The following is a 24,357-nucleotide window of genomic DNA, read 5'->3' as shown; positions in this document are numbered from 1 at the left end:
AGAAGAAAGGCCGGTCCCCGCGGGGCCGGCCTTTTTGCGTTGCCCTGTCTCAGGCTCCCGCCTCTGTTGCCCGTTCGGACGACTGTTGCCGGTGCGCGGGCAACAGTTGTCCGGACGGGCAACCATTGCCCCGTGGCGAGAAGCCGCACGAGGGCCGTTAGCATGGCAGGCGTGTACTTGATTGGACTGACCGGCGGGATCGCATCCGGAAAGAGCACCGTGGCGCGCCGGCTCGTGCGGCACGGCGCCGTGCACATCGACGCCGACCACCTCGCGCGGGTCGTGGTCGGGCCCGGCACCCCGGGGATCGCGAGGATCGCGGAGGCGTTCGGGGACCCGGTCCTGCTGCCCGACGGCAGCCTGGACCGGGCGGCCCTCGGTGCGGTGGTGTTCCGCGACCCGGAGGCCCTCGTCCGCCTCAACGCGATCGTGCACCCGGAGGTGCGCGCGCGTTCGAACGCCCTGATCCGGGCGGCGGAAGCGGCGGACCCGAGCGCGATCGTCGTCTACGACGTCCCGCTGCTCGTGGAAGCCGGCGTCGACCATCCGTTCGACCTCGTCGTGGTCACCCAAGCCGACGAGTCGACCCGGGTGCGCCGCATGGTGGAGCTGCGCGGCATGGATGCCGGTGAAGCGGAGCGCCGGATCCGTTCCCAGGCCAGTGACACCGACCGTCAGCGGATCGCCGACGTCGTCATCGACACCGGCGGAACCCTCGAGCAGACCCTGGCCCAGGTCGACGCGCTCTGGGACCAGATACGGGTGCAGAGCCGGCAGTGCACTGTCAGAGGCGCTCCGTAGACTGGTGGGCATGGAACCCACGCGCTCTGTCAATCCGTTCGAGGTGGTGAGCGAGTACACGCCGAGCGGCGACCAGCCCACCGCGATCGCCGAGCTGGCCGGCCGGATCAACGCCGGTGAGACCGACATCGTGCTGCTCGGCGCCACCGGAACCGGCAAATCCGCCACCACGGCGTGGCTGATCGAGCAGGTGCAACGACCGACCCTGGTGCTCGCCCACAACAAGACCCTCGCCGCGCAGCTGGTGAACGAATTCCGCGAGCTGATGCCCAACAACGCCGTCGAATACTTCGTGTCGTACTACGACTACTACCAGCCCGAAGCCTACGTGCCCCAGACCGACACCTTCATCGAGAAGGACTCCTCGATCAACGCGGAGGTCGAGCGGCTGCGGCACTCCACCACGAACTCCCTGCTCAGCCGGCGGGACGTCATCGTGGTGTCCACGGTCTCCTGCATCTACGGCCTCGGCACGCCCGAGGGTTACCTGCAGGCGATGGTCGCCCTGCAGGTCGGCCAGCAGGTCAACCGGGACTGGCTGATCCGCAAGTTCGTGGCCATGCAGTACCAGCGCAACGACATCGACTTCTCCCGCGGCCACTTCCGGGTGCGCGGGGACACCATCGAGATCATCCCGATGTACGAGGAACTAGCCATCCGCATCGAGATGTTCGGCGACGAGATCGAGGCTCTCTACAGCCTGCATCCGCTCACCGGCGACATCGTGAAAAAGCTCGACTCCGTGGCCGTGTTCCCGGGGTCGCACTACGTGGCCAGCACCGACGTCATGCAGCGGGCCATGGTCACCATCCAGGCGGAGCTCGACGAACGGCTCGAGCAGTTGGAACGCGAAGGCAAACTGCTCGAGGCCCAGCGCCTGCGCATGCGCACGCAGTTCGACCTGGAGATGATGGAGCAGATCGGCTTCTGCTCCGGCATCGAGAACTACTCGCGGCACATCGACCAGCGCCAACCGGGGGAGGCGCCGCACTGCCTGCTCGACTATTTCCCCGACGACTTCCTGATGGTCATCGACGAGTCGCACGTCACGGTGCCGCAGATCGGCGCCATGTACGAGGGGGACTCGTCCCGGAAGCGCACGCTCGTCGACCACGGGTTCCGGCTGCCGAGCGCCCTCGACAACCGGCCGCTCAAATTCGGGGAGTTCAAGGGGCGCGTCGGCCAGACCGTCTACCTGTCCGCCACGCCCGGCAAATACGAGATGGGCATCGCCGACGGTGTCGTCGAGCAGATCATCCGTCCCACCGGACTGATCGACCCGCAGATCGTCGTGAAACCCAGCAAGGGCCAGATCGACGACCTGCTCGAAGAGATCCACAAGCGCGTCGACCGCAACGAGCGCGTCCTGGTCACCACCCTCACGAAGAAGATGGCGGAAGAACTCACCGACTTCCTCACCGAGGCCGGCGTGCGGGTTCGCTACCTGCATTCGGATGTCGACACCCTCCGCCGCGTCGAACTCCTCACCGAGCTGCGGGCCGGCGTCTACGACGTGCTGGTGGGCATCAACCTGCTCCGCGAGGGCCTCGACCTGCCCGAGGTGTCGCTGGTCGCCATCCTCGACGCCGACAAGGAGGGTTTCCTCCGTTCGGCGACCTCGCTGATCCAGACCATCGGGCGCGCGGCCCGTAACGTCTCCGGTGAGGTGCACATGTACGCCGACCGGCTCACGGCCTCGATGGAGCGCGCCATCGACGAAACCGACCGCCGCCGCGAGAAGCAGGTGGCCTACAACACGCTGCACGGCATCGACCCCACCCCGCTGCGCAAGCGGATCGCCGATATCACGGAGGTGCTCGCCCGGGAAGAGGCCGACACCGCCGAGCTCCTGGCCGGCCGGGACACGCGACGCAAGGGCGTCGCGGCGACCCCGCGCCGGCAGGGACTGGCCGCCAACGGCGCGAACGACCTCGAGTCGATCATCGCCGACCTCAACGGCCAGATGCTCGAGGCTGCCGGAGAGCTCAAGTTCGAGCTCGCGGCCCGCCTCCGGGACGAGGTGTCGGAGTTGAAGCGCGAGTTGCGCCAGATGGAGAAGGCCGGTCACATCTGATCTCCCCGCGACCAATCGAATATCGAACGTTTGTTCGCTCAGGGCGTGCGGATTCGCAGGGTTCGGCCGGTGGCGCTGCATAGAATCGGATGGTGTCAATTTCCCAGGTAGATACCGGTTCAAAACTCCACGTCCGCGGCGCCCGTGTGCACAATCTGCACAACGTGGACCTCGAGATCCCGCGGGATTCGCTTGTCGTCTTCACCGGGCTGTCCGGCTCGGGCAAGTCGTCGCTCGCGTTCGACACCATCTTCGCGGAGGGCCAGCGACGCTACGTCGAATCGTTGTCCGCGTATGCCCGCCAGTTCCTGGGCCAGGTCGACCGTCCCGATGTCGACTTCATCGAGGGGCTGAGCCCGGCCGTCTCGATCGACCAAAGATCGACCAACCGCAACCCGCGCTCGACCGTGGGCACCATCACCGAGGTCTACGACTACATGCGGCTGCTCTGGGCGCGCATCGGCGTACCGCACTGCGCCGTGTGCGGCGAGGTCATCCAGGCTCAGACCGTGCAGCAGATCGCCGACCAGCTGATGGAGCTCGATGAGGGCATCCGTTACCAGGTGCTCAGCCCGGTCGTGTCCCAGAAAAAGGGCGAATTCGTCGACCTGTTCAAGGAGCTGGCGGCCGGCGGCTACTCCCGGGCCATCGTCGACGGCACCCAGATCCAGCTCAACGAGCCGCCCGTGCTGAAGAAGCAGCTCAAGCACAACATCTCCGTGGTCATCGACCGCCTGGTCGCGGGCCCCGACCTGCTGAGCCGGCTCACGGACTCCCTCGAGACGGCGCTGAAGCTGACCGACGGCATCGTGGAGATCAACTATGTCGACCGGGAAGGCGACGAGGCCTGGCAGAGCTACTCGGAGAAGCTCTCCTGCCCCAACAACCACCCCGTGCAGCTCACCGAGATCGAACCGCGCACGTTCTCCTTCAACGCGCCCTTCGGCTCCTGCCCGGAGTGCTCCGGCCTCGGCACGCGCATGTCGGTAGACGCCGACCTGCTGCTCGGCGACCCGGAACTCAGCATCGCGGACGGCGTCGTGCTGCCCTGGACCACCCAGGGCAAGGGGCTGTTCCAGTACTACGAGAAGCTCCTCGACGGGCTCGCCCGCGACCTGGACTTCTCCCTCGACACCCCGTGGGGCGAACTGCCCGCCGAGGTGCAGGACGCCGTGCTCCGCGGCGACAACTTCGAGGTCAAGGTGAAGTGGAAGAACCGCTACGGCCGGGAGATGAGCTACACCTCCGGCTTCGAGGGCGTCGTACCCTACATTGAACGCCAGTACCTGCAGGCAGAGTCCGACACCCAGCGCGCCCGCTGGGGCGAATACCTGCGCGAGGTGGACTGCCCGGTCTGCTCCGGAACCCGGCTCAAGCCCGAAGTCCTCGCCGTCCTGGTGCACGGGGCCAGCATCGCGGATGTCTGCCTCTTCAGCCTCACCGACGCCCGCAGTTTTATGAACAAGCTCGAGCTCACCGACCGGGAGGCCGTCATCGCCGCGCAGGTGCTGCGTGAGATCAAGGCGCGCCTGGACTTCCTGATCCGCGTCGGCCTGAACTACCTCAACCTGGCCCGGGCGGCGGCGACCCTGTCCGGCGGGGAGGCGCAGCGCATCCGTCTGGCCACCCAGATCGGGTCCGGCCTGACCGGGGTGCTCTACGTGCTCGACGAACCGAGCATCGGCCTGCACCAGCGTGACAACCGCCGCCTGATCGAAACCCTGGTCTCCCTGCGCGACCTCGGGAACACCCTGATCGTGGTCGAGCACGACGAGGACACCATCAAGACGGCCGACTGGGTCGTTGACATCGGCCCGGGCGCCGGCGTCAACGGCGGCAACGTCGTGCACTCCGGGTCCTACGCCGACCTGCTCACCAACACGGATTCGCTGACCGGTGACTATCTCGCCGGCCGTAAGTCGATCCCGACCCCGGCCACCCGACGCCAGATCGACCCGTCCCGCGAGATCTCGGTGATCGGGGCGGAGGCCAACAACCTCCAGAAAGTGTCGGTCAGCTTCCCGCTCGGCACGTTCACCGCCGTGACCGGCGTCAGCGGATCCGGCAAGTCATCTCTCGTCAACGACATCCTCTACCGGGTGCTGGCCAACCGGCTCAACGGCGCCCGCAAACTCCCCGGCCGGCACACCCGAGTCACCGGGCTCGACCAGCTCGACAAGGTGATCCACGTCGACCAGGCCCCGATCGGCCGCACCCCGCGGTCCAACCCCGCCACCTACACCGGCGTCTTCGACAAGATCCGCACCCTGTTCTCCGAGACGATCGAGGCCAAGGCGCGCGGCTACCTGCCCGGCCGGTTCAGCTTCAACGTCAAGGGCGGCCGCTGCGAAGCCTGCTCCGGCGACGGCACGATCAAGATCGAGATGAACTTCCTGCCCGACGTCTACGTCGCCTGCGAGGTGTGCGGGGGAGCGCGCTACAACCGGGACACCCTCACCGTGCATTACAAGGGCAAGAACATCGCCGAGGTGCTGGACATGCCGATCAGTGAGGCGGCCGAGTTCTTCGAGGCGATCACGTCCATCCACCGGTTCCTGAACACCCTCGTCGAGGTCGGCCTCGGCTACGTGCGGCTCGGCCAGAGCGCCACGACCCTGTCCGGCGGCGAGGCCCAACGCGTCAAGCTGGCCACCGAACTGCAGCGGCGCTCCAACGGCCGCAGCGTCTACGTGCTCGACGAGCCGACCACCGGCCTGCACTTCGAGGACGTGCGCAAACTGCTGCTCGTGCTGAACAGCCTCGTCGACAAGGGCAACACCGTGATCGTGATCGAGCACAACCTCGACGTGATCAAGTCCGCCGACTGGGTGATCGACCTCGGTCCCGAGGGCGGATCCGGCGGCGGGCGCGTGCTCGCCACCGGAACCCCGGAGCACGTCGCCACCGTGAAGAAGAGCCACACCGGCATGTTCCTGAAGGAGATCCTGGCGGCGCACTGACCGCCAACGGAACCATCATGTCCGACGCGCTGAGCTACCGCCCCAGGGCGGGCGAGATTCCGACGAGCCCCGGGGTGTACCGGTTTCGTGACGAAACCGGGCGGGTGCTCTACGTCGGCAAGGCGAACAATTTGCGGGCCCGCCTCGCGAACTACTTCGCCCCGCTGAGCAGCCTGCACGAGCGCACTCGGCGCATGGTCACCACGGCCACCTCGGTCGAGTGGACTGTCGTCGGCACCGAGGTCGAGGCGCTCCAACTGGAGTGGACCTGGATCAACGAGTTCGACCCACCTTTCAACGTGAAGTTCAAGGACGACAAGTCGTACCCGTACCTCGCGGTCACCCTCGCCGACGAGGCGCCGCGAGCCCTGGTCACCCGCACCACGGGCATCCGCGGGGCCCGGTATTTCGGGCCCTATCCGAAGATCTGGGCCGTGCACGAGACCATCGAGCTGATGCTCAAGGCCTTCCCGATCCGCACCTGCAACAACTCCAACTACAAGCGCGCCATGCAGTCCGGCAAGCCGTGCTTCGCCGGGCAGATCGGCCGGTGCTTCGGACCCTGTTCGGGCACGGTCTCGATCGAGGAGCACCGGGTGATCGTCAACGAGTTCGTCAGCTTCATGGGCAGCCAGGATCGCAAGCTGATCAACAAGCTGACCGCGGAGATGAAGGATGCCGCGGTGACCCAGGACTACGAGGTCGCCGCGAAACGGCGCGACCAGGTGCGGGCGCTGAACGCCGTGCTCGAGAAGAGTGCCGTGGTGCTCCGGGACAGCGTCGACATCGACCTCTTCGCCATCGACCAGGATGAACTCGCCGCGGCGGTGCAGCTCTTCATCGTGCGCGGCGGCCGCATCCGCGGTGTGCGCGGCTGGATGGTCGACAAGGAACTCGATCTCAGCACCGGCGACCTGATCGACTCGATCATGCTCACGGCCTACGGGTCTGGGGTCGTGCCGCCGCGGGAGATCGTGGTGCCGGAGCTGCCCGACGACGCCGAGGCGCTCGAGACCTGGCTGGCCGGAATCGGCAAACGCAAGGTGCGTCTCGTCGCCGCCCAGCGCGGCGAGAAGGCTGCCCTGCTCGCCACCGCCACCCAGAACGCCAAGCACGCCCTGATGCTCTACAAGACCCGGCGGAGCTCAGACTTCGTCGCCCGGTCCAAGGCCCTCGAAGACATCCAGGAGGCACTGGAGATGCCCTCTGCTCCGCTCCGGATGGAATGCTACGACGTCTCGCACCTGAGCGGCACCAACATCGTCGCCTCCATGGTGGTGTTCGAAGACGGGCTTCCGCGCACCGACGAGTACCGCCGGTTCAGCATCCCCGAGTCCACGGATGACACGGACTCCATCTACCGCACCCTCACCCGCCGTCTGGCCTACCTGGTCCCCGACGAGGAAACGGTGCCGGAGGGCGAGAGTGACGCCAGTCTCAAACGTAAGAAGTTCCGCTACCAACCGAACCTGCTCATCGTCGACGGTGGTCAGCCTCAGGTGGCCGCCGCTGCGCGGGCGCTACGCGAATCGGGCGTCACCGGCATCCAACTGTGCGGAATCGCCAAACGGCTCGAGGAAATCTGGCTGCCGGACTCCGACTACCCCGTGATCCTGCCGCGCAACAGCGACGCCTTGTTCCTGATCCAACGCATCCGCGATGAGGCGCACCGCTTCGCGATCGTGCACCAACGCTCAAGAAGGAAACGGGACATCACATCGGTGCTGGGCGAGATCCCGGGCCTCGGGCCCGCCAGGGTCAAGGTTCTCCTGCAGCATTTCGGCTCCGTCGCACGGCTCAAGGAGGCGCCCGCCGAGGCGATTGCCGACGTCCGCGGCATCGGCCCGGTGCTGGCCGAGGCGATTCATCATCACTTGCGCGCCTGAACGGCCCGGCTGATCGGTAGGCTGGGCACTTAGGTTCCACCCGATCGAAGGCGCAGTCCAGTATGAGCACGGAGAACGACAGGCAGGAAATGCTTATCGTGACGGGGATGTCCGGTGCAGGCCGCTCCACCGTGGCCAATGCCCTGGAAGACCTGGGCTGGTACGTCGTCGACAACCTGCCGCCGCAGATGCTGCGCCCCCTGGTCGAACTGGTCGGCCGCGCCGGCACCAGCCTGCCCAAGATCGCCGCCGTGGTCGACATCCGGGGCAGGGACTTCTTCTCCGACTTCCAGGAGATTCTGCACGCGCTGCGGAAGACCTCGCAGGTGCGGGTCATCTTCCTCGAAGCCCGCGACGACGTGCTCGTGCGACGGTTCGAATCCGTGCGGCGACCGCATCCGTTGCAGCGCGACGGCACCATCCTCGACGGGATCTCGGCCGAACGCACCAAGCTCAGCGCCGTGCGCGAGTCCTGCGACCTCGTCATCGACACCTCCGATCTCAACATCCACCAGCTGGCCACGTCGATCTCGGACCGCTTCGCCGCCGAGGACGCCGCCGGGGTGCACGTCACCCTGATGAGCTTCGGCTTCAAGTACGGCCTTCCCACCGACGTCGACATGGTCGCCGACGTCCGCTTCCTGCCCAACCCGTTCTGGGTTCCCGAGCTCCGCACCCACAACGGCCAGGATGCCGAGGTGCGGGACTTCGTTCTCTCCCAGACCGGGGCGCGTGACTTCATCCGGCACTATGCGGCGGCCCTGGAACCGGTGCTCGCCGGTTACCAGCGGGAGAACAAACGTCACGCGACCATCGCGGTCGGATGCACGGGCGGCAAGCACCGCTCCGTCGCCATGGCCGCGGAAATCGCGGCCTTGATCAAGGACTTCCCCGGTGTCGCGATCAGCGTCAAGAATCGCGACCTCGGACGGGAATAACACGGCGACGGCGACTGCACCCAGCAGGCCGCCGGCTCCGGCCAGCAGGAACACAACTCGGCCCCACATCAGGCCAGGACGACAGAATGGACAAGCGATTGGCACTCACCGCCGACGTTAAAGACGAGCTTGCTCGCGTCGAAATTTCAAAGACCACGGTGCGTGCAGCGGAACTGGCCACCATTCTCCGGTTCTCCGGCGGATTACACATGATTTCCGGCCGGATCGCCATCGAGTCGGAACTCGACACTCCTCTCCTCGCCCGGAGAGTGCGAAAAGACCTCGCCGAACTCTACGGTGTGCGCAGCGACGTGACCGTGATCCCCGCCGCCGGGCTGCGGCGCGCCAGCCACTACCTGGTCCGGGTGCTCGATGGCGGCGAGACGCTCGCACGCCAGACCGGCCTGCTCGACGCCAGACGGCGCCCGATTCGCGGGCTGCCGAACCGGCTCACCACGGGCTCGAAGGAAGAGATCGCCGCCGTGTGGCGCGGAGCCTTCCTCGCCCACGGCTCGTTGACCGACCCGGGCCGTTCGGCGGCGCTGGAAGTCACCTGTCCCGGAAACGAATCCGCGATGGCCCTCGTCGGAGCCGCCGGCCGCCTCGGAGTCGTCGCCAAGGCCCGCGAGGTGCGCGGCGTGCACCGGGTCGTCATCCGTGACGGCGACGCCATCGGCACCATGCTCGTGCAGATGGGGGCGCAGGAGACCGTGCTCAACTGGGAGGCCCTCCGCCAGCGCCGCGAGGTGCGTGCCACCGCGAACCGGCTGGTCAACTTCGACGACGCGAATCTGCGTCGTTCCGCCCAGGCCGCCGTGGCGGCGTGCGCGCGCGTGCAGCGCGCCATGGAAATCCTCGGCGAGGAGATCCCGGAGCACCTCCGCTATGCGGGCGACCTGCGCCTCTCCTTCCGTGATTCCAGCCTCGACGAACTCGGCCACCACGCCGACCCGCCCATGACGAAGGACGCCGTCGCCGGCCGCATCCGTCGCCTGCTCGCCATGGCCGACAAGAAGGCCGCCGATCTGGGAATCCCGGGCACCGACGCGAACCTTCCGGCCGACCTCGACGACGTCTGACGCGCCCGGCGTTCAGCGTCCATCCACGATCGTCACAGCCACAGCGCATCCTGAGTAGACTGGCATGGTTGCTCACGAACTGGTGGCGGAGCATTTCGCGCCGACAACGACAGAGGAGATGCACATTGGCTGAATACACACTTCCGGCTCTCGCGTACGACTACTCGGCCCTGGCGCCGAGCATCAGCGGAACCATCATGGAACTCCATCACAGCAAGCACCACCAGGCATACGTGACCGGGGCCAACACCGCCCTGGCCCAGCTGGCCGAGGCTCGCGACACCGGCAATCTCACCTACGTGAACAAGCTCGAGAAGGACCTCGCGTTCAACCTCGGCGGCCACGTCAACCACTCGATCTTCTGGACCAACCTGTCGCCCGACGGCGGAGACAAGCCCACCGGCGACCTGGCCGGCGCGATCGACGACAACTTCGGTTCCTTCGACAAGTTCCAGGCCCATTTCGCGGCCACGGCACTCGGCGTCCAGGGGTCCGGATGGGCCGTTCTCGCCTGGGACTCGATCGGCCAGCGCCTGATCATCCAGCAGTTCTTCGACCAGCAGGCCAACTTCGCTGCCGGCACGATCCCGGTGCTGATGCTGGACGTCTGGGAGCACGCCTACTACCTCGACTACCGCAACGTTCGTGCCGACTACGTGAAGGCATTCTGGAACATCGTCAACTGGGCCAACGTCCAGGAGCGCTTCACCGTCGCACGTGAAAAGACCAACGGACTGCTGCTCCTCTCCTAGAGGAGCCGGGCCCCCGCGGGGGCCCGCAGCCCGTCCCGTTCACCCACCAAAACGCGCTTCGGCGCACAAGAATCAAGGAGACATACGTGTCTGTAAAGATTGGTATTAACGGATTTGGCCGCATCGGCCGTAATTATCTTCGCGCCGTCCTGGCCCAGGGCAGCGACATCGAAATCGTCGCCGTGAACGACCTCACCGAGGCCAAGACGCTGGCTCACCTTCTTAAATATGACTCCATCACCGGTCGCCTGCCCGCCACCGTCGAGGTCGACGGAGACACCATCCTCGTCAACGGCAAGCCGATTAAGGTCCTCGCCGAGCGCGACCCCGCCAACCTTCCCTGGGGCGCCCTGGGCGTCGACATCGTGATCGAGTCCACCGGACGCTTCACCAAGGCCGAGGATGCGCAGAAGCACATCACCGCCGGCGCCAAGAAGGTCATCGTCTCCGCTCCCGCCACCGGCGACGTTGCAACCGTCGTCATGGGCGTCAACGAGGCGGACTACGACCCGGCCAAGTTCGACATCATCTCCAACGCGTCGTGCACCACGAACTGCCTCGCGCCCCTCGCGAAGGTGTTCAACGACAACTTCGGCATCAAGCACGGCCTGATGACCACGATCCACGCGTACACGGCCGACCAGAACCTGCAGGACGGCCCGCACTCCGACCTGCGTCGCTCCCGCGCCGCCGCCCTGAACATCATCCCGACCTCGACCGGCGCCGCCAAGGCCCTCGGTCTGGTTCTGCCTGAGCTCAAGGGCAAGCTCGACGGTTTCGCGCTGCGCGTTCCGGTTCCCACCGGTTCCATCACCGACCTCACCGTCGTTGCCGAGCGCCCCGTCACCGTCGAAGCCATCAAGGCTGCGTACAAGGCTGCCGCCGAGGGCCCCCTCAAGGGCATCCTGATGTACACGGAAGACGAAATCGTCTCCAGCGACATCGTCACCGACCCGCACTCCTCGATCTTCGACGCCGGCCTGCTGCGCGTCATCGGCGACCAGGTCAAGCTGTCCGCATGGTACGACAACGAGTGGGGTTACTCCAACCGTATGGTTGACCTCACCGCCCTCGTCGCCAAGAGCCTCTAACGGAGTCCGCAGTGACGCTGCGTACTATCGATTCGCTGGGGCAGCTCGGCGGAAAGCGCGTCATCGTCCGATGTGACCTGAATGTGCCGTTGCAAGACGGTCAGATCACGGATGACGGCCGCGTGCGGGCATCCCTGCCCACCATCAAGGCGCTCATCGAACAGGGTGCACGAGTCGTGATCGTCTCCCACCTCGGACGTCCGAAGGGTGCCCCGGAAGCCAAGTACAGCCTGGCCCCCGTCGCCGTCCGTCTCGGTGAGCTCCTGGGCGCGGACGTGGCCTTCGCCACGGACACGGTCGGCGCGTCGGCTCAGGCTGCCGTCGCCGCACTCGCCGACGGTGAGGTGGTCGTTCTCGAGAACCTCCGCTTCAACGCGGGGGAGACCGCCAAGGATGACGCCGAGCGCGGCGCCTTCGCCACGGAGCTTTCCGCTCTGGGTGATGTGCTCGTCTCGGACGGCTTCGGCGTCGTTCACCGCAAGCAGGCCAGTGTGTTCGACCTCGCCGGGATCGTTCCCAGCGCGGCCGGACTCCTGATCGCCGCTGAGCTCGAAGTTCTGGACCGCCTCACCGAGAAGCCGGAAGCACCGTACACGGTGGTTCTGGGCGGCTCGAAGGTGTCCGACAAGCTCGGCGTCATCGGCCACCTGCTGCCCCGTGTGAACTCGCTGCTCATCGGCGGCGGTATGGCGTACACCTTCCTCGCCGCTCAGGGCCACAAGGTGGGCGCCAGCCTGCTGGAAACCGACCAGATCGAGACCGTCCGCGGTTACCTTCTGGAAGCGGAACGCCTCGGCGTGAAGATCGTGTTGCCGACGGATATCGTCGTCGCCTCCAAATTCGGGGCCGACGCCGAGCTGGCGGTCACCCCGGCCGACGCGATCGAGGACACCCCGTTCGGTGCCTCCGGTCTCGGCCTGGACATCGGACCGGAATCGGGTGCGGCATTCGCCGACATCATCCGGTCGTCGAAGACGGTCTTCTGGAACGGCCCGATGGGCGTGTTCGAGCTGGCACCGTTCGCGGAGGGCACCCGTGCGGTGGCCGGCGCGCTGACCGAGGTCGACGGCCTGAGTGTCGTCGGTGGTGGAGATTCGGCCGCGGCCGTCCGCATCCTCGGTTTCACCGATGACCAGTTCGGTCACATTTCTACCGGCGGCGGCGCCAGCCTCGAGTTCCTCGAGGGTAAGCGCCTGCCAGGACTGGAGGTCCTCGGATGGCAGTAAACGAACACCCACGGCGTACTCCGCTGATTGCCGGCAACTGGAAGATGAACCTGGACCACCTCCAGGCCATCGCGTTCGTCCAGAAGCTCGCCTGGAATCTCAAGGATGCGAAGCACGATGTCGCAGCGGTCGAGGTTGCGGTGTTCCCACCGTTCACCGACCTCCGCTCCGTCCAGACGCTCGTCTCCGCGGACAAGCTCCCGATCGCTTTCGGCGGCCAGGACGTGTCCGCTCAGGATTCAGGCGCGTACACCGGCGAGATCTCCGGCGCGTTCCTCGCGCAGCTCGAATGCAAGTACGTGTTGATCGGTCACTCCGAGCGACGCACACTGCACGCAGAGACTGACGAGATTGTCGCGGCGAAGGTCACCGCGGCGCTCAAGCACAACCTGGTTCCGATCATCTGCGTCGGCGAGACCGCCGCGGACCTGGAACTGCACGGCCCGAGCGCCGTGCCGGTTGCCCAGCTGCGCACGGCCCTGTCCGGTGTGACCAACGCGGCCGACTTCGTCGTCGCCTACGAGCCCGTATGGGCGATCGGCTCCGGCCAGGCGGCAACGCCTGAGCAGGCCGAGCAGGTGGCGGCGCAGCTGCGTCTCGTGTTGAAGGAAACGCTGGGCCAGGATGTGGCCGACAAGACCCGCATCCTGTACGGCGGTTCCGTGAAGGGTTCGAACATCGCGGGCTTCATGCGCGAGCCGAACGTGGACGGCGCCCTTGTCGGCGGCGCCAGCTTGGATATCGACGAATTCTCGAGCATCGTCCGGTTCCAGCAGCACGTCGGCCTGTAACAACTGCTCCACCCCGCTGCCTCTCGTCGGCAGCAGACCACGAGTCAGCCCATCGCCCCCAACCGGGGGTCGGTGGGCTGGTTCGTCAGTCAGGCTATGATTATCACTGATCTTGATGGGTTTATTGTGCCCATCGCACTGTGAAAGGTTTCGCGTGGAGATTCTCCAGGTTGTGTTGCAGGTGTTGCTCGGAATTACGAGTCTCCTGTTGACCATGCTCATTTTGCTTCACAAGGGGCGTGGTGGTGGTCTGTCCGACATGTTCGGCGGAGGTGTGACGTCCAACCTCGGCGCGTCCGGGGTTGCCGAGCGCAATCTCAATCGGATCACCGTTATCCTGGGGCTGCTCTGGATCACCTGCATCGTGATCCTGGGGCTCATCACCAAGTTCGACACGGGGCTTTAGCCTCCCGTTTCACAGGTTCGACGAGCTTCGGCTCAACCGGTCAATCGGCTTCAACGCCCTTTTCAAGCGGAGGAACAAAATGGCATCTGGTGGCAGCGCAATCAGAGGATCCCGGGTCGGGGCCGGCCCCATGGGCGAGCAGGACCGCGGTTTTCACGCGGACCGCATCAAGGTGTCCTACTGGGACGCTCTCGGCAACGAGACCGTGCGTTACTTCGCGGCGAACCTCCCTGACGAGGAGATCCCGGCAACGATCGATTGCCCGTCGTCCGGACTCCCGGCCGGCCGCGATAAGGCGAATCCGCCGTCGGTCGTCAAGCTTGAGCCGTACAAGACGCACCTTGCCTATGTGAAGGAACGTCGCACCGAGGCAGAGGCAGAGTCACTTCTCGAGGAGGCGCTGCAGCAGCTGCGCGTGCGCCGAGGCAAACTGACCGCGACGAACTGACGCTCTTCGCTCACGCTCTTCGTGAACCGCGAAAGGCCCCGACTTCGGTCGGGGCCTTTCGCGGTTCACGGGTTTGCGGGGGGAACGGTGTTCGCGCTAGAACGTCGACGCGGTGAGGTTCTCGGGGACTTCCGCGGCGGCCTCCCGGTCGACGAAGAAGTTCGTGTACCGTCGGCCCTTGATGCCCGCCACGGGCACCTCGTCGCGGCTTGCGCCTGCCAGGGCGAGACCGAGTGCCGACGCCTTGTCCGGGCCGGCCAGCACCATCCACACGCACCGGGAGGAGTTCAGGGCCGGACGGCTGAGGCTGAGCCGCTCGGACGGGGCCTTGGGAGAATTGCGCACGGCGAGAACGCTCTTGCTGTGTTCGCGGATGCCGGGCTGGTGCGGGAACAGGGAGGCGACGTGACCGTCCGGGCCCACGCCGAGGAAGGTGATGTCGAAGCGCGGCAGGTCGGTCCCGTCGATCGAGGAGGACTCGAGCTGGACGGCGTAGTTCTCTGCGGCAGCGTCGAGGTCGACGCCCTCGTCGGAGGCGGCGAACGGGTGGATGTTGGCTTCCGGGATCCGGATGTGGTCGAGCAGTGCCGCGCGGGCCTGGAGTTCGTTGCGTTCGGGGTTGTTCTTCGGAACCCAGCGCTCGTCCCCCCACCAGAATGTGACCTGGTTCCAGTCGATGGTGTCGCGGGCCGCGGAGGTGTTGACAGCCTGCAGGACCTCCATGGCGACGGTGCCACCGGCCAGGACAACATTGACCTCACCCTGTTCGTGCAGGAGATCTACGGTCGTTGTGATGAAACGGGCCGCCACCGAGGCAGCCAGGGCCGCCCGATCGGGGTGCACGAGTACGCGTCGTTCGTTGGTCACGGTCGTCCTTCGTCTTGTTCTGCGACCACATCGTCAAGGTGCGGTAGGCCGCGCGTGATGACCTCACCATACAGCTCATCGGGGTCGAGCCGGCGCAGTTCGTCGCTGAGGCAGTCGCGCAGGCTCCGTCGCTTGAGGGTGAGATCCTGCACGGGCTGGCCGGGTTGGGTCAGTCTGGCGACGTCGGGAACGTCCCGCTCGAGCGAGATGAGCCCGGCGGAGCGCGTGAGGTGCACACTCCGGATGCCGTGGGACAGCGGGCCCGTGGTGAACGCGTAGTCGACGGGGATCTGCAGCTGCAGGGCGAGCCAGGCGGCGAGCAGAGTCGTCGACGGCGAGTCCGCGGCGCCGGACACCTGCACCGCGGTCACGGGCAGGTAGGGCGGCTGGTCGAGGACCGCCGCGAGCTGGGCGCGCCACAGGGTGAGGCGGGTCCAGGCGAAGTCCGTATCGCCGGGACGGTACGAGCTGCACAGGTGGTGCAGTGCGGCCTGGGGGTCAGGCTGCGCGGAGGCATCCGTGATGCGTCGGTGGGCGATGCGCCCGAGGGGAGAATCCGCGGGCACGGCCGGCGCCACACCGGGCCACCAGGCCACGACGGGGGCGTCGGGCAGGAGCAGACCCGTGACGAGGCTTTCCGGGTCGCTGGCGGCCTCGCCGTAGGCGCGCAGCACGATGACCTCGCTGGCGCCCGCGTCGCCGCCGACGCGGATTTCCGCGTCAACCCGGGGGGCGAGCGGGGAGGCCGTGGCGTCCTGGTCCATCGTCGACAGCACGATCACGCGCATGGGGTGTTCGCGGGATGCGTCGTTCGCGGCCTCGATGGCCTCTTCCTCGCGGCCCATGGTGGACGCGATGATCAGCGTCAGCACCCGGCCGAGGGCCACGGCACCGCCTTCCTCACGGATGCGCACCAGGGCCTTCGAGATCTTGGAGGTGGTGGTGTTGGGCAGATCGACGATCATGGGCGTCTCCAGTGTCGGCCATCGCGGGACAGCAGTTCATCGGCTGAGGCAGGACCCCAGGTTCCCGGACGGTATTGCTCCGGCTGGCCCTGCTTCGCCCAGAACTCCTCGATCGGATCGAGGATCTTCCAGGACAGTTCGACCTCTTCGTGCCGTGGAAAGAGAGGCGGATCGCCCAGGAGCACGTCGAGAATCAGCCGCTCGTAGGCTTCCGGGCTGGCCTCGGTGAACGCGTGGCCGTAACCGAAGTCCATCGTCACGTCGCGCACCTGCATACCGGCGCCGGGAACTTTGGAGCCGAACCGGATGGTGACACCCTCGTCGGGCTGAACCCGGATGACCAGGGCATTCTCGCCCAGCGGTGTGGAGTTCCCCTTGCCGAAGAGATGCTGCGGTGCTCGTTTGAAGACCACTGCGATCTCGGTGACCCGGCGGCCCAGCCGCTTGCCCGCACGCAGGTAGAACGGCACGCCCGACCAGCGGCGGTTCTCGATGGTCAGCCGCAGCGCGGCGTACGTTTCGGTGAGGGATTCGGGGTCCATCCCGTCCTCGTCCAGGAAACCCCGGACCTTCTCGCCGCCCTGCCAGCCACCGGCGTACTGGCCGCGGGCCGTGCCGGTTGCCAGGTCATCGGGAAGCCGAATGGAGGCGAGGACCTTCTCCTTCTCCGTCCGCAAGTCGGACGCGTCGAAGGAGATGGGTTCCTCCATGGCGGTCAATGCCAGCAGCTGCAGCAGGTGGTTCTGGATGACGTCCCTGGCGGCGCCGATGCCGTCGTAGTAGCCCGCCCGTCCGCCCACGCCGATGTCCTCGGCCATGGTGATCTGCACGTGGTCGACGTAGTTGGCGTTCCAGATCGGTTCGTAGAGCTGGTTCGCGAACCGGAGGGCCAGGATGTTCTGAACCGTCTCCTTGCCGAGGTAGTGGTCGATGCGGAAGACCGAGTCGGGCGGGAAGACCGACTCGACCACGGCGTTCAAGTCGCGCGCGGTCTGCAGGTCACTGCCGAACGGTTTCTCGATCACGACCCGGCGCCACTGCCCGTCCGTCTGCTCGGCCAGGCCGGAGCGGCGGAGCTGCTCCGTGACCTGCGGGAACGCTTTCGGCGGGATGGACAGGTAGAACGCATGGTTGCCCATCGTCCCGCGCGCCCGGTCCAGCTGCGCGATGGTGTCCTTGAGCAGCTGGAACGACGCGGCGTCGTCGAACGACCCCTGCACGAAACGGATGCCTTCAGCCAGCTGGGCCCAGACGTCCTCGTTGAACTCGGTGCGCGCGTACTCCTTGACGGAGTCGTGCACGACCGCCATGAAGTCCTCGTTGGTCCAGTCGCGGCGGGCGAATCCGACGAGCGCGAAACCCGGCGGAAGAAGACCGCGGTTGGCGAGGTCATAGACGGCCGGCATGAGTTTCTTCCGCGACAGGTCACCGGTGACGCCGAAGATCACGAGGCTGCTGGGCCCCGCGATGCGATTCAGACGGTAGTCGTTCGGTGAACGCAGTGGATTGAACTCCGGGGTGATTTCCACCGGGGACATGCAGCTCCTTCGAAGTGTGACGGTCGAACACGGACGGGTCGGGCGCCGGCTCTCGGCCGGCGCCCGACGGGTCAGCGCAGTGCGTCGAACAGGGTGGTGATGTTCTTCGCGGGGTCGGTCAGCGTCAGCGTCAGCACCGGGCGACCGTGGTCCGCGAGCACGCTGGCGTCACCGCTGGCCTGGGCCTGGATGAGTTCGCCGAACGTGAACGGGCGGTCCGGGATGTCCAGGTCGACGGCCGGGGTGGTGAGGATCTGCAGAAACACCCCGGTGGTCGGTCCGCCCTTGTGTAGCTGGCCGGTGGAGTGCAGGAACCGGGGTCCCCAGCCGAACGTGACCGGGCGCTTGGCCAGTGCAGCCAGCAGGTCGCGGATTTCGGCGAGCTGCGGCAGCGCCAGCCGGTTGACGTAGGCCTGTACGGAGAGGTAGCCGTCCGGACCGAGTTCCTCGATCAGGGCGTCGACGGCCGACGCGAGGTCGCTCGCGGCGCCGATCACGTGCGCCGTTCCGCGGATCTCGATGCCGTCCGAAATGAAGGCCGCCGGCGCGGGCTCGGGGCTCGTGTTGAGGAGCGCCCTGGTGGCGTTCTTGGCGGCCTCGACATCAGGCTGGTCGAACGGGTTGATGCCGAGCAGGCGGCCGGCGACGGCCGTGGCATACTCCCAGACGAGGAACTGCGCGCCGAGGGTGCCGCTGACCCGGATCTCGTCCCGTCCGTCGTTGTCCGTGAACACGTGCAGGCCGGCGTCGGCGACCAGGCGCACAACCTGCAGGTCCGGCAGGTTCAGCGACAGCTCGGGGGCCTCCCGGTCGAGCACGACGGGAAGGATGCCGACGCCCTGCTTGCCGGTCGACTCGGCGATGAGCTGCTCGGCCCAGTCGGCGAACCCCACGATGTGGGTACCGTCCTCGACGATCGCGAGCTTGTCGCGGCGCGGGGTGGTCGCGGCGATGGCCGCACCCAGGATGAGTCCCGGGTTCTCGGGGCGGTCAATGGCGAGGGAGAGCGAAATGGCCTCGGCCTCGTCGAGCAGCTCGGCGATGTCCACGCCGGCGAGACCGGACGGAACGAGTCCGAACGCGGTCAGCACCGAGAAACGTCCACCGACCGTGGGATCCGCGTTGAAGACGCGGTAGCCCACGGAGCGGGCGTCGGCGTCGAGCGGGGAGCCGGGGTCGGTGACGATGATGATGCGCTCGACCGGGTCGATCCCGGCCTCACGGAAGGCGCGTTCGAAGACGCGCCGCTGGCTGTCGGTCTCGGCCGTCGATCCGGACTTCGACGACACGACGAGCGCGGTGGAGGCCAGATTCTGGCCGAGGGCCGAGAGGACCTGGCCGGGGTCGGTCGAATCGAGCACGGTGAGCGGCACACCCGAGGTGCGGGTGATGACCTCGGGGGCCAGCGAGGAGCCGCCCATTCCGGCGAGGGCGATGCGGGTGACACCGGCAGCCCGCAGTGAGTCGCGCAGGGCGAGGATCTCCGGAATCAGCGGGCGGGAATCTGCGACTGACTCGGTCCAGCCGAGTCGCTTCGCGGCTTCGGCCTCGGCGTCCGGGCCCCAGAGGGCCGGGTCGAGTGCGGTGATTCCGGATGCGACGAGGTCGGCAACCAGGGTCGGGACGGTGGTGCGCACGGCGTCGGCGGCAGCGCCGCTGACGGAGATGCGGAAGCTCACAGTGCTGCGCCGGTCGCGGTCGTCCTGGCGGAGTCGAGGGCGGCGGTCACGGTGTCCAGGAGCTCGTTCCACGAGATGATGAACTTGGCGACGCCTTCGGCCTCGAGAACCTGGGTGACGTCGTTGTAGGAGACACCCTCGTCGGCCAGGGCGTCGAGGACCCGGTTGGCTTCGTCGTACGCTCCGCTGACGGAGTTCGCGGGAATGACGCCGTGGTCGAGTGTGGCCTCGAGGGTCTTCTCCGGCATGGTGTTGACGACCTCGGGCGCAACCAGGTTGGTCACGTAGAGGGTGTCGGGGAGGGCGGGGTCCTTGACGCCGGTGGAGGCCCAGAGGGGACGTTGCTTGTTGGCGCCGGCACTGATCAGACCGAGGGAGCGCTCCGTGGAGAAGGCTTCCTCGTAGACCTGGTAGGCGAGCTGGGCATTGGCGACGCCGGCCTTGCTCTTGAGCGAGAGCGCGGTATCCGTCCCGATGACCTCGAGGCGGCCGTTGATCTCGGTGTCGACCCGCGACACGAAGAACGACGCGACGGAGTGGATCGTGCTGAGGTCGATGCCGGCGGCCTTGGCCTTCTCCAGACCGGACAGGTACGCGTTGATGACCTGGCGGTGACGCTCGAGGCTGAAGATCAGGGTGACGTTGACGCTGATGCCGAGGGCGATCGTCGCGGTAATCGCTTCGAGGCCTTCCACCGTTGCGGGGATCTTAATCATGGCGTTGGGCCGATTGACCTTCGCCCACAGTTCCTGGGCCTGCGTGACCGTGCCGGCCGCGTCGTGGGCCAGTCCGGGCTCGACCTCGATCGAGACGCGCCCGTCGACGCCGTGGGTGCGATCGTAGACCGGACGGAAAATATCGCAGGCCGCGGTCACATCGTCGGTGGTGATCTCGAACACGGCGTCGTGCACGCTGGTGCCGGCGGCGGCCAGAGCCGAAACCTGCTCGGCGTACGCCTCACCCTTGCTCAGGGCGCCGGCGAAGATCGTCGGGTTGGTGGTCACGCCGACGACGTTCTTCGTGTCGATCAGGTTTGCCAGGCCGCCGGAAGCGATGCGCTCCCGGGACAGGTCGTCCAGCCAGATGCTGACGCCGGCTAGTGACAGCTCGGCGAGGGGAGTGTTCTCAGTCATGTTTCGTATCTCCTTTAAAATGCAGGGTGTTCAGGTGTGTGGTGTCGCCGTGCGGCAGGCTCAGTGCGCGGCGAGGGATTCCTTGGCGGCGGCCACGACGGCATCCGTCGTGATGCCGAATTCACGGAACAGGGTCTTGTAGTCGGCCGACGCACCGAAGTGCTCGATCGAGACGCTGCGGCCGCGGTCGCCGACGAATCTGTCCCAGGTCAACGCGATTCCCGCCTCGACCGATACCCGGGCGGTGATCGATGCCGGCAGCACGGCCTCGCGGTACTCGGCGCTCTGCTCCCGGAACCACTCGAGGCTGGGGGCGGAGACGACGCGCGCGCTGATGCCCTCGGCCTGGAGCTGCTCGCGGGCCGCCAGGGCCAGCTGCACCTCGGAGCCGGTGCCGATCAGGATCACGTCGGGGGTTCCGCCCTGTGCCTCGGCGAGCACGTAGGCGCCCTTCGCCACGTTCTGGGCGGATGCGAGCACGTCGCCGGTGGCGTCGCCCTCGCCGCGCTCGAACACGGGAATGTTCTGGCGGGTCAGCACGATGCCGGCCGGTCCCTGGCGGCGCTCGAGGATGGTCTTCCATGCCCAGGACACCTCGTTGGCGTCGCCGGGGCGCACCACGTCGAGTCCGGGGATGGCGCGCAGGGTCGCAAGCTGCTCGATCGGCTGGTGGGTGGGGCCGTCCTCGCCCAGGGCGACGGAGTCATGGGTCCAGACGAAAATCGACGGGGCCTTCATCAGCGCGGCCAGACGGATGGCCGGACGCATGTAGTCGCTGAAGATCAGGAAGGTGCCACCGAAGGGGCGCGTGTTCCCGTGCAGCACGATTCCGTTGAGGATGGCGGCCATGGCGTGTTCGCGGATGCCGAAGTGCAGCACGCGGCCGTACGGGTTGCCGGTCCACTCGCCGGTGGAGTGCTCGCTCGGGATGAACGAGGCCGCACCATTGATGGTGGTGTTGTTGGATTCGGCGAGGTCGGCGGAGCCGCCCCAAAGTTCGGGGATGACGGCGCCGAGGGCGGTCAGGACCTTGCCGGACGCGGCCCGGGTCGACACCTCGGTTCCGGCGGGGAAGACGGGGAGGGCAGCGTCGACGCCGTCGGGCAGGTCGCCGGAGAGCACCCGGTCGAGCAGGTGCTTGCGCTCGGGGTTGGCGGTCGCCCAGGCGTCGAACGCGGTGGTCCACGCGGCGTGGGCGATGGCGCCGCGGTCCACGGCCCGTCGGGTGTGGGCGATGACCTCGTCGGTGACCTCGAAGGACTGCGCGGGGTCGAAGCCGAGGACCGTCTTGACGGCGGCCAACTCCTCGGCGCCGAGCGCCGATCCGTGGATCTTGCCGGTGTTCTGCTTCTTCGGGCTGGGCCAGCCGATGATGGTCTTCAGGATGATCAGCGACGGCTTGTCGGTGACGGACTGGGCCGCCTCGATCGCGTCGTTGAGCGCGGCGACGTCTTCGACGTATTCGCCGGTCTTCTTCCAGTCCACCGTCTGCACGTGCCAGTCGTAGGCCGCATAGCGGGCCGCGACGTCCTCGGTGAAGGCGATGTTGGTGTCGTCCTCGATGGAGATCTGGTTGCTGTCGTAGATCGCGATCAGGTTGCCGAGCTGCTGGTGGCCGGCGAGGGAGGAGGCCTCGCTTGTGATGCCTTCCTGCAGGTCGCCGTCGCCGGCGATCACGTAGACGAAGTGATCGAACGGGCTCGTGCCGACCGACGCATCCGGGTCGAACATGCCCCGCTCGAAACGGGAGGCGTAGGCGAAGCCGACGGCGGAGGCCAGACCCTGGCCGAGGGGACCGGTCGTGATCTCGACCCCGTCGGTGTGGCCGTATTCCGGGTGCCCGGGGGTCTTGGAACCCCAGGTGCGCAGCGCCTTCAGGTCGTCGAGCTCGAGGCCGTAGCCACCGAGGTACAACTGAACGTACTGGGTGAGCGAGCTGTGGCCGACCGAGAGAATGAAACGGTCACGACCGATCCACTCATTGTCGGACGGGTCACGACGCATCACCTTCTGGAACAGAAGGTAGGCCGCGGGAGCAAGGCTCATGGCGGTACCCGGGTGCCCGTTCCCGACCTTCTCCACGGCATCGGCCGCGAGGAGGCGTGCGGTGTCGACCGCCTTGCTGTCAATCGAATCCCACTGCAGTGCTGCCACTTGGTATTGACCCTTCTGAAGGGGAGAAGGTTGCTGAGAACCCGCACCCGCTGTTGTGCGCGCCCGAGGACATCAGCGTCATCACGGTGTCGCAGCAGATGCCCGGTTCCGGTGGATCATGCCTGCATGCACCGAGATTGGCGAGCATGTCCCAGTATAGGCAACGTCGGTTCGGACCCCGTGATGCGTTCTCGCGCAGCGAAGAGCTCCCGGTGGTCACCGCTCCCGGGTATTCGCTACCGTCGACCGACCAGGTTCGGGTTGGTGGCTCGGGGGGACACCCGCGCATCGACCGGCGTGCTGAGGTTCAGGATCAGCGCGGTCATCACGGCGACGAGCACGCAGGACAGCACCATGTGGATGCCGACCAGCCCGGCCGGGAGACCCGTGTTCGACTGGATCAGGCCAACGCCGACCTGCATGGCCTCGACGAGCAGTAGCAGCAGGGCCCAGCCCTGCGTCGGCAGAGCCCGTGAGAAGGCCGCGATCAGGAGCACCAGGGTGAGGGCAACGGTGGCGTAGGCGGGCCAACTGTGCACGTGCTGCAGGATTTCAGGGTCAAGTCCCGTGCGTGGAGCATCCGCGTCGCCGGCGTGGGGACCCGAGCCGGTGGTGAGGATACCGACCAGAATCGTGACAAACACGACCCCGCTCGTGACATACGCCAGAACCCGGTACCAGACCGGTACGGCGAGGGTGCGTTGCACCCGGCCGGTGTAGACCCGGTGCACGAAGACGGTGCACAGCGAGACCAGGATCACCGAGATCACGAAGTGGAAGCCGACCACGTAGGGGTTCAGCTGCGCGAGAACACTGATGCCGCCGATGACGGCCTGAGCGGGGATACCCAGCCCCGCCAGCAGTGCAATCCAGAACAGGTCCGGGCGCTCCTTGCGGAGGCGCACCACGGCGAGGAACGCCGCGATGGCGATCAGGCCGAGGGCAACCCCGAGCATGCGATTACCGAATTCGATGACGCCGTGGATGCCCATCTCGGGTGTGTTCACGACGGAATCGGCGGTGCACTTGGGCCAGGTGGGACAGCCGAGGCCCGAGCTGGTCAGGCGCACCAGGCCTCCCGTCCCGACCAGAAGTATCTGGGCTGCGAGGTAGACCCACGCGATCACCCGCACGCGCCTGTCGATCCTCGTCGGCAACCACGCCGCAATTCGATTCACCGGTTCTTCTTCCTCTTCGATGACCCACATGTGAAAACGCCGGACCGCACTCCTGAACCCGTCGTCAGCCTGTAGAATTAGGTGTTTCATGGGCGGGAACACAGCGGTTGAGATAATCGCGGCGCATCACCCCCGTCGTCCTTAAACATCTTAGGTACGCAACGTAGCCGCCCACACAACCCGCTCCTCGACCGGGTCTCCACTGGAGGCCGCTCGGGGGATGACCGGACTAATATCCGGGTTGTCGTGGATGGGAGAAGAGGTATATATGTCTGACGTCCTGCTTGACCGTCCCGAACTTGCGGGGTTGGGTGTGTACGAGTTCGGTTGGTCGGATCCCGACGCCGCGGGCGCATCCGCTCGCCGTGGGATTTCGCCGCAGGTGGTGACT

Annotated in this window: 19 protein-coding genes; 12 read left to right on the top strand and 7 right to left on the bottom strand. The window is 66.7% G+C overall.

Annotation, left to right across the window (positions count from 1 at the left end; translation table 11 throughout):
- The first annotated feature begins 171 nt into the window (after positions 1-171).
- The 12 genes from coaE to E3T23_RS12060 all read left to right on the top strand — a co-directional run bounded on the left by coaE (position 172) and on the right by E3T23_RS12060 (position 14,452).
- Entirely contained in the window at positions 172-801 is a 630-nt protein-coding gene (gene coaE / locus E3T23_RS12120; protein ID WP_134370694.1) for a dephospho-CoA kinase, read from the top strand.
- Between the two features lie 10 nt (positions 802-811).
- Positions 812-2,875, top strand: a complete 2,064-nt coding sequence (gene uvrB / locus E3T23_RS12115; protein WP_134370692.1) for an excinuclease ABC subunit UvrB — start codon at positions 812-814, stop codon at positions 2,873-2,875.
- A gap of 92 nt (positions 2,876-2,967) precedes the next feature.
- Positions 2,968-5,835 carry an excinuclease ABC subunit UvrA gene (gene uvrA / locus E3T23_RS12110; RefSeq protein ID WP_241977884.1) on the top strand — a complete coding sequence of 956 codons (2,868 nt, stop codon included), beginning with the start codon at positions 2,968-2,970 and terminating at the stop codon, positions 5,833-5,835.
- Between the two features lie 17 nt (positions 5,836-5,852).
- The gene (gene uvrC / locus E3T23_RS12105) at positions 5,853-7,721 is read left to right on the top strand and encodes an excinuclease ABC subunit UvrC (protein ID WP_134370690.1); all 1,869 of its coding nucleotides are present in this window, start codon (positions 5,853-5,855) and stop codon (positions 7,719-7,721) included.
- Between the two features lie 62 nt (positions 7,722-7,783).
- Positions 7,784-8,659 carry an RNase adapter RapZ gene (gene rapZ, locus E3T23_RS12100; protein WP_134370689.1) on the top strand — a complete coding sequence of 292 codons (876 nt, stop codon included), beginning with the start codon at positions 7,784-7,786 and terminating at the stop codon, positions 8,657-8,659.
- A gap of 98 nt (positions 8,660-8,757) precedes the next feature.
- Entirely contained in the window at positions 8,758-9,738 is a 981-nt protein-coding gene (gene whiA, locus E3T23_RS12095; RefSeq protein ID WP_134370799.1) for a DNA-binding protein WhiA, read from the top strand.
- A 125-nt stretch (positions 9,739-9,863) separates the two neighbouring features.
- Positions 9,864-10,490, top strand: a complete 627-nt coding sequence (locus tag E3T23_RS12090) for a superoxide dismutase (protein WP_134370687.1) — start codon at positions 9,864-9,866, stop codon at positions 10,488-10,490.
- An 86-nt stretch (positions 10,491-10,576) separates the two neighbouring features.
- Positions 10,577-11,581 (top strand): type I glyceraldehyde-3-phosphate dehydrogenase, encoded by a 1,005-nt coding sequence (gene gap, locus E3T23_RS12085; protein ID WP_134370685.1) that lies wholly within the window; start codon positions 10,577-10,579, stop codon positions 11,579-11,581.
- Positions 11,582-11,592: 11 nt separating this feature from the next.
- The gene (locus E3T23_RS12080; protein WP_134370684.1) at positions 11,593-12,807 is read left to right on the top strand and encodes a phosphoglycerate kinase; all 1,215 of its coding nucleotides are present in this window, start codon (positions 11,593-11,595) and stop codon (positions 12,805-12,807) included.
- Positions 12,798-13,598 carry a triose-phosphate isomerase gene (gene tpiA, locus E3T23_RS12075; protein WP_134370682.1) on the top strand — a complete coding sequence of 267 codons (801 nt, stop codon included), beginning with the start codon at positions 12,798-12,800 and terminating at the stop codon, positions 13,596-13,598. The genes E3T23_RS12080 and tpiA overlap by 10 nt, the downstream gene beginning before the upstream one ends.
- A gap of 154 nt (positions 13,599-13,752) precedes the next feature.
- The gene (secG, locus tag E3T23_RS12065; RefSeq protein ID WP_104170978.1) at positions 13,753-14,004 is read left to right on the top strand and encodes a preprotein translocase subunit SecG; all 252 of its coding nucleotides are present in this window, start codon (positions 13,753-13,755) and stop codon (positions 14,002-14,004) included.
- Positions 14,005-14,083: 79 nt separating this feature from the next.
- Positions 14,084-14,452, top strand: coding sequence for an RNA polymerase-binding protein RbpA (locus tag E3T23_RS12060; protein WP_134370680.1), 369 nt, complete (start codon positions 14,084-14,086; stop codon positions 14,450-14,452).
- Positions 14,453-14,548: 96 nt separating this feature from the next.
- Here the strand turns inward: E3T23_RS12060 and pgl are convergent, their stop codons facing one another.
- The 7 genes from pgl to E3T23_RS12025 all read right to left on the bottom strand — a co-directional run bounded on the left by pgl (position 14,549) and on the right by E3T23_RS12025 (position 23,966).
- Positions 14,549-15,319, bottom strand: coding sequence for a 6-phosphogluconolactonase (gene pgl, locus E3T23_RS12055; protein WP_134370678.1), 771 nt, complete (start codon positions 15,317-15,319; stop codon positions 14,549-14,551).
- Complete coding sequence (locus E3T23_RS12050; protein WP_134370676.1) at positions 15,316-16,284, bottom strand: glucose-6-phosphate dehydrogenase assembly protein OpcA; 969 nt, start codon at positions 16,282-16,284, stop codon at positions 15,316-15,318. The genes pgl and E3T23_RS12050 overlap by 4 nt, the downstream gene beginning before the upstream one ends.
- Complete coding sequence (zwf, locus tag E3T23_RS12045; RefSeq protein ID WP_134370674.1) at positions 16,281-17,822, bottom strand: glucose-6-phosphate dehydrogenase; 1,542 nt, start codon at positions 17,820-17,822, stop codon at positions 16,281-16,283. Before zwf ends, E3T23_RS12050 begins: the two co-directional genes overlap by 4 nt.
- 71 nt (positions 17,823-17,893) lie before the next feature.
- Complete coding sequence (locus E3T23_RS12040; RefSeq protein WP_134370672.1) at positions 17,894-19,501, bottom strand: glucose-6-phosphate isomerase; 1,608 nt, start codon at positions 19,499-19,501, stop codon at positions 17,894-17,896.
- On the bottom strand, positions 19,498-20,634 hold the full coding sequence (gene tal / locus E3T23_RS12035; RefSeq protein WP_134370670.1) for a transaldolase: 1,137 nt from the start codon (positions 20,632-20,634) through the stop codon (positions 19,498-19,500). Before tal ends, E3T23_RS12040 begins: the two co-directional genes overlap by 4 nt.
- Before the next feature lie 60 nt (positions 20,635-20,694).
- Complete coding sequence (gene tkt, locus E3T23_RS12030) at positions 20,695-22,788, bottom strand: transketolase (protein WP_134370668.1); 2,094 nt, start codon at positions 22,786-22,788, stop codon at positions 20,695-20,697.
- Positions 22,789-23,024: 236 nt separating this feature from the next.
- Positions 23,025-23,966, bottom strand: coding sequence for a COX15/CtaA family protein (locus E3T23_RS12025; protein ID WP_134370666.1), 942 nt, complete (start codon positions 23,964-23,966; stop codon positions 23,025-23,027).
- Positions 23,967-24,357: the final 391 nt, after the last annotated feature.

Source organism: Cryobacterium cheniae (assembly GCF_004403395.1).
Classification (GTDB): domain Bacteria; phylum Actinomycetota; class Actinomycetes; order Actinomycetales; family Microbacteriaceae; genus Cryobacterium; species Cryobacterium cheniae.
Note: the sequence above shows the minus strand (reverse complement) of the source record. Positions and strands in the feature narration are given on the sequence as shown.

Coding starts and splice junctions, on each gene's coding strand:
- uvrB (WP_134370692.1), top strand. CDS start 812: ATGGAACCCACGCGCTCTGTCAATCCGTTCGAGGTGGTGAGCGAGTAC.
- uvrC (WP_134370690.1), top strand. CDS start 5,853: ATGTCCGACGCGCTGAGCTACCGCCCCAGGGCGGGCGAGATTCCGACG.
- rapZ (WP_134370689.1), top strand. CDS start 7,784: ATGAGCACGGAGAACGACAGGCAGGAAATGCTTATCGTGACGGGGATG.
- tpiA (WP_134370682.1), top strand. CDS start 12,798: ATGGCAGTAAACGAACACCCACGGCGTACTCCGCTGATTGCCGGCAAC.
- E3T23_RS12060 (WP_134370680.1), top strand. CDS start 14,084: ATGGCATCTGGTGGCAGCGCAATCAGAGGATCCCGGGTCGGGGCCGGC.
- E3T23_RS12050 (WP_134370676.1), bottom strand. CDS start 16,284: ATGATCGTCGATCTGCCCAACACCACCACCTCCAAGATCTCGAAGGCC.
- zwf (WP_134370674.1), bottom strand. CDS start 17,822: ATGTCCCCGGTGGAAATCACCCCGGAGTTCAATCCACTGCGTTCACCG.
- tal (WP_134370670.1), bottom strand. CDS start 20,634: ATGACTGAGAACACTCCCCTCGCCGAGCTGTCACTAGCCGGCGTCAGC.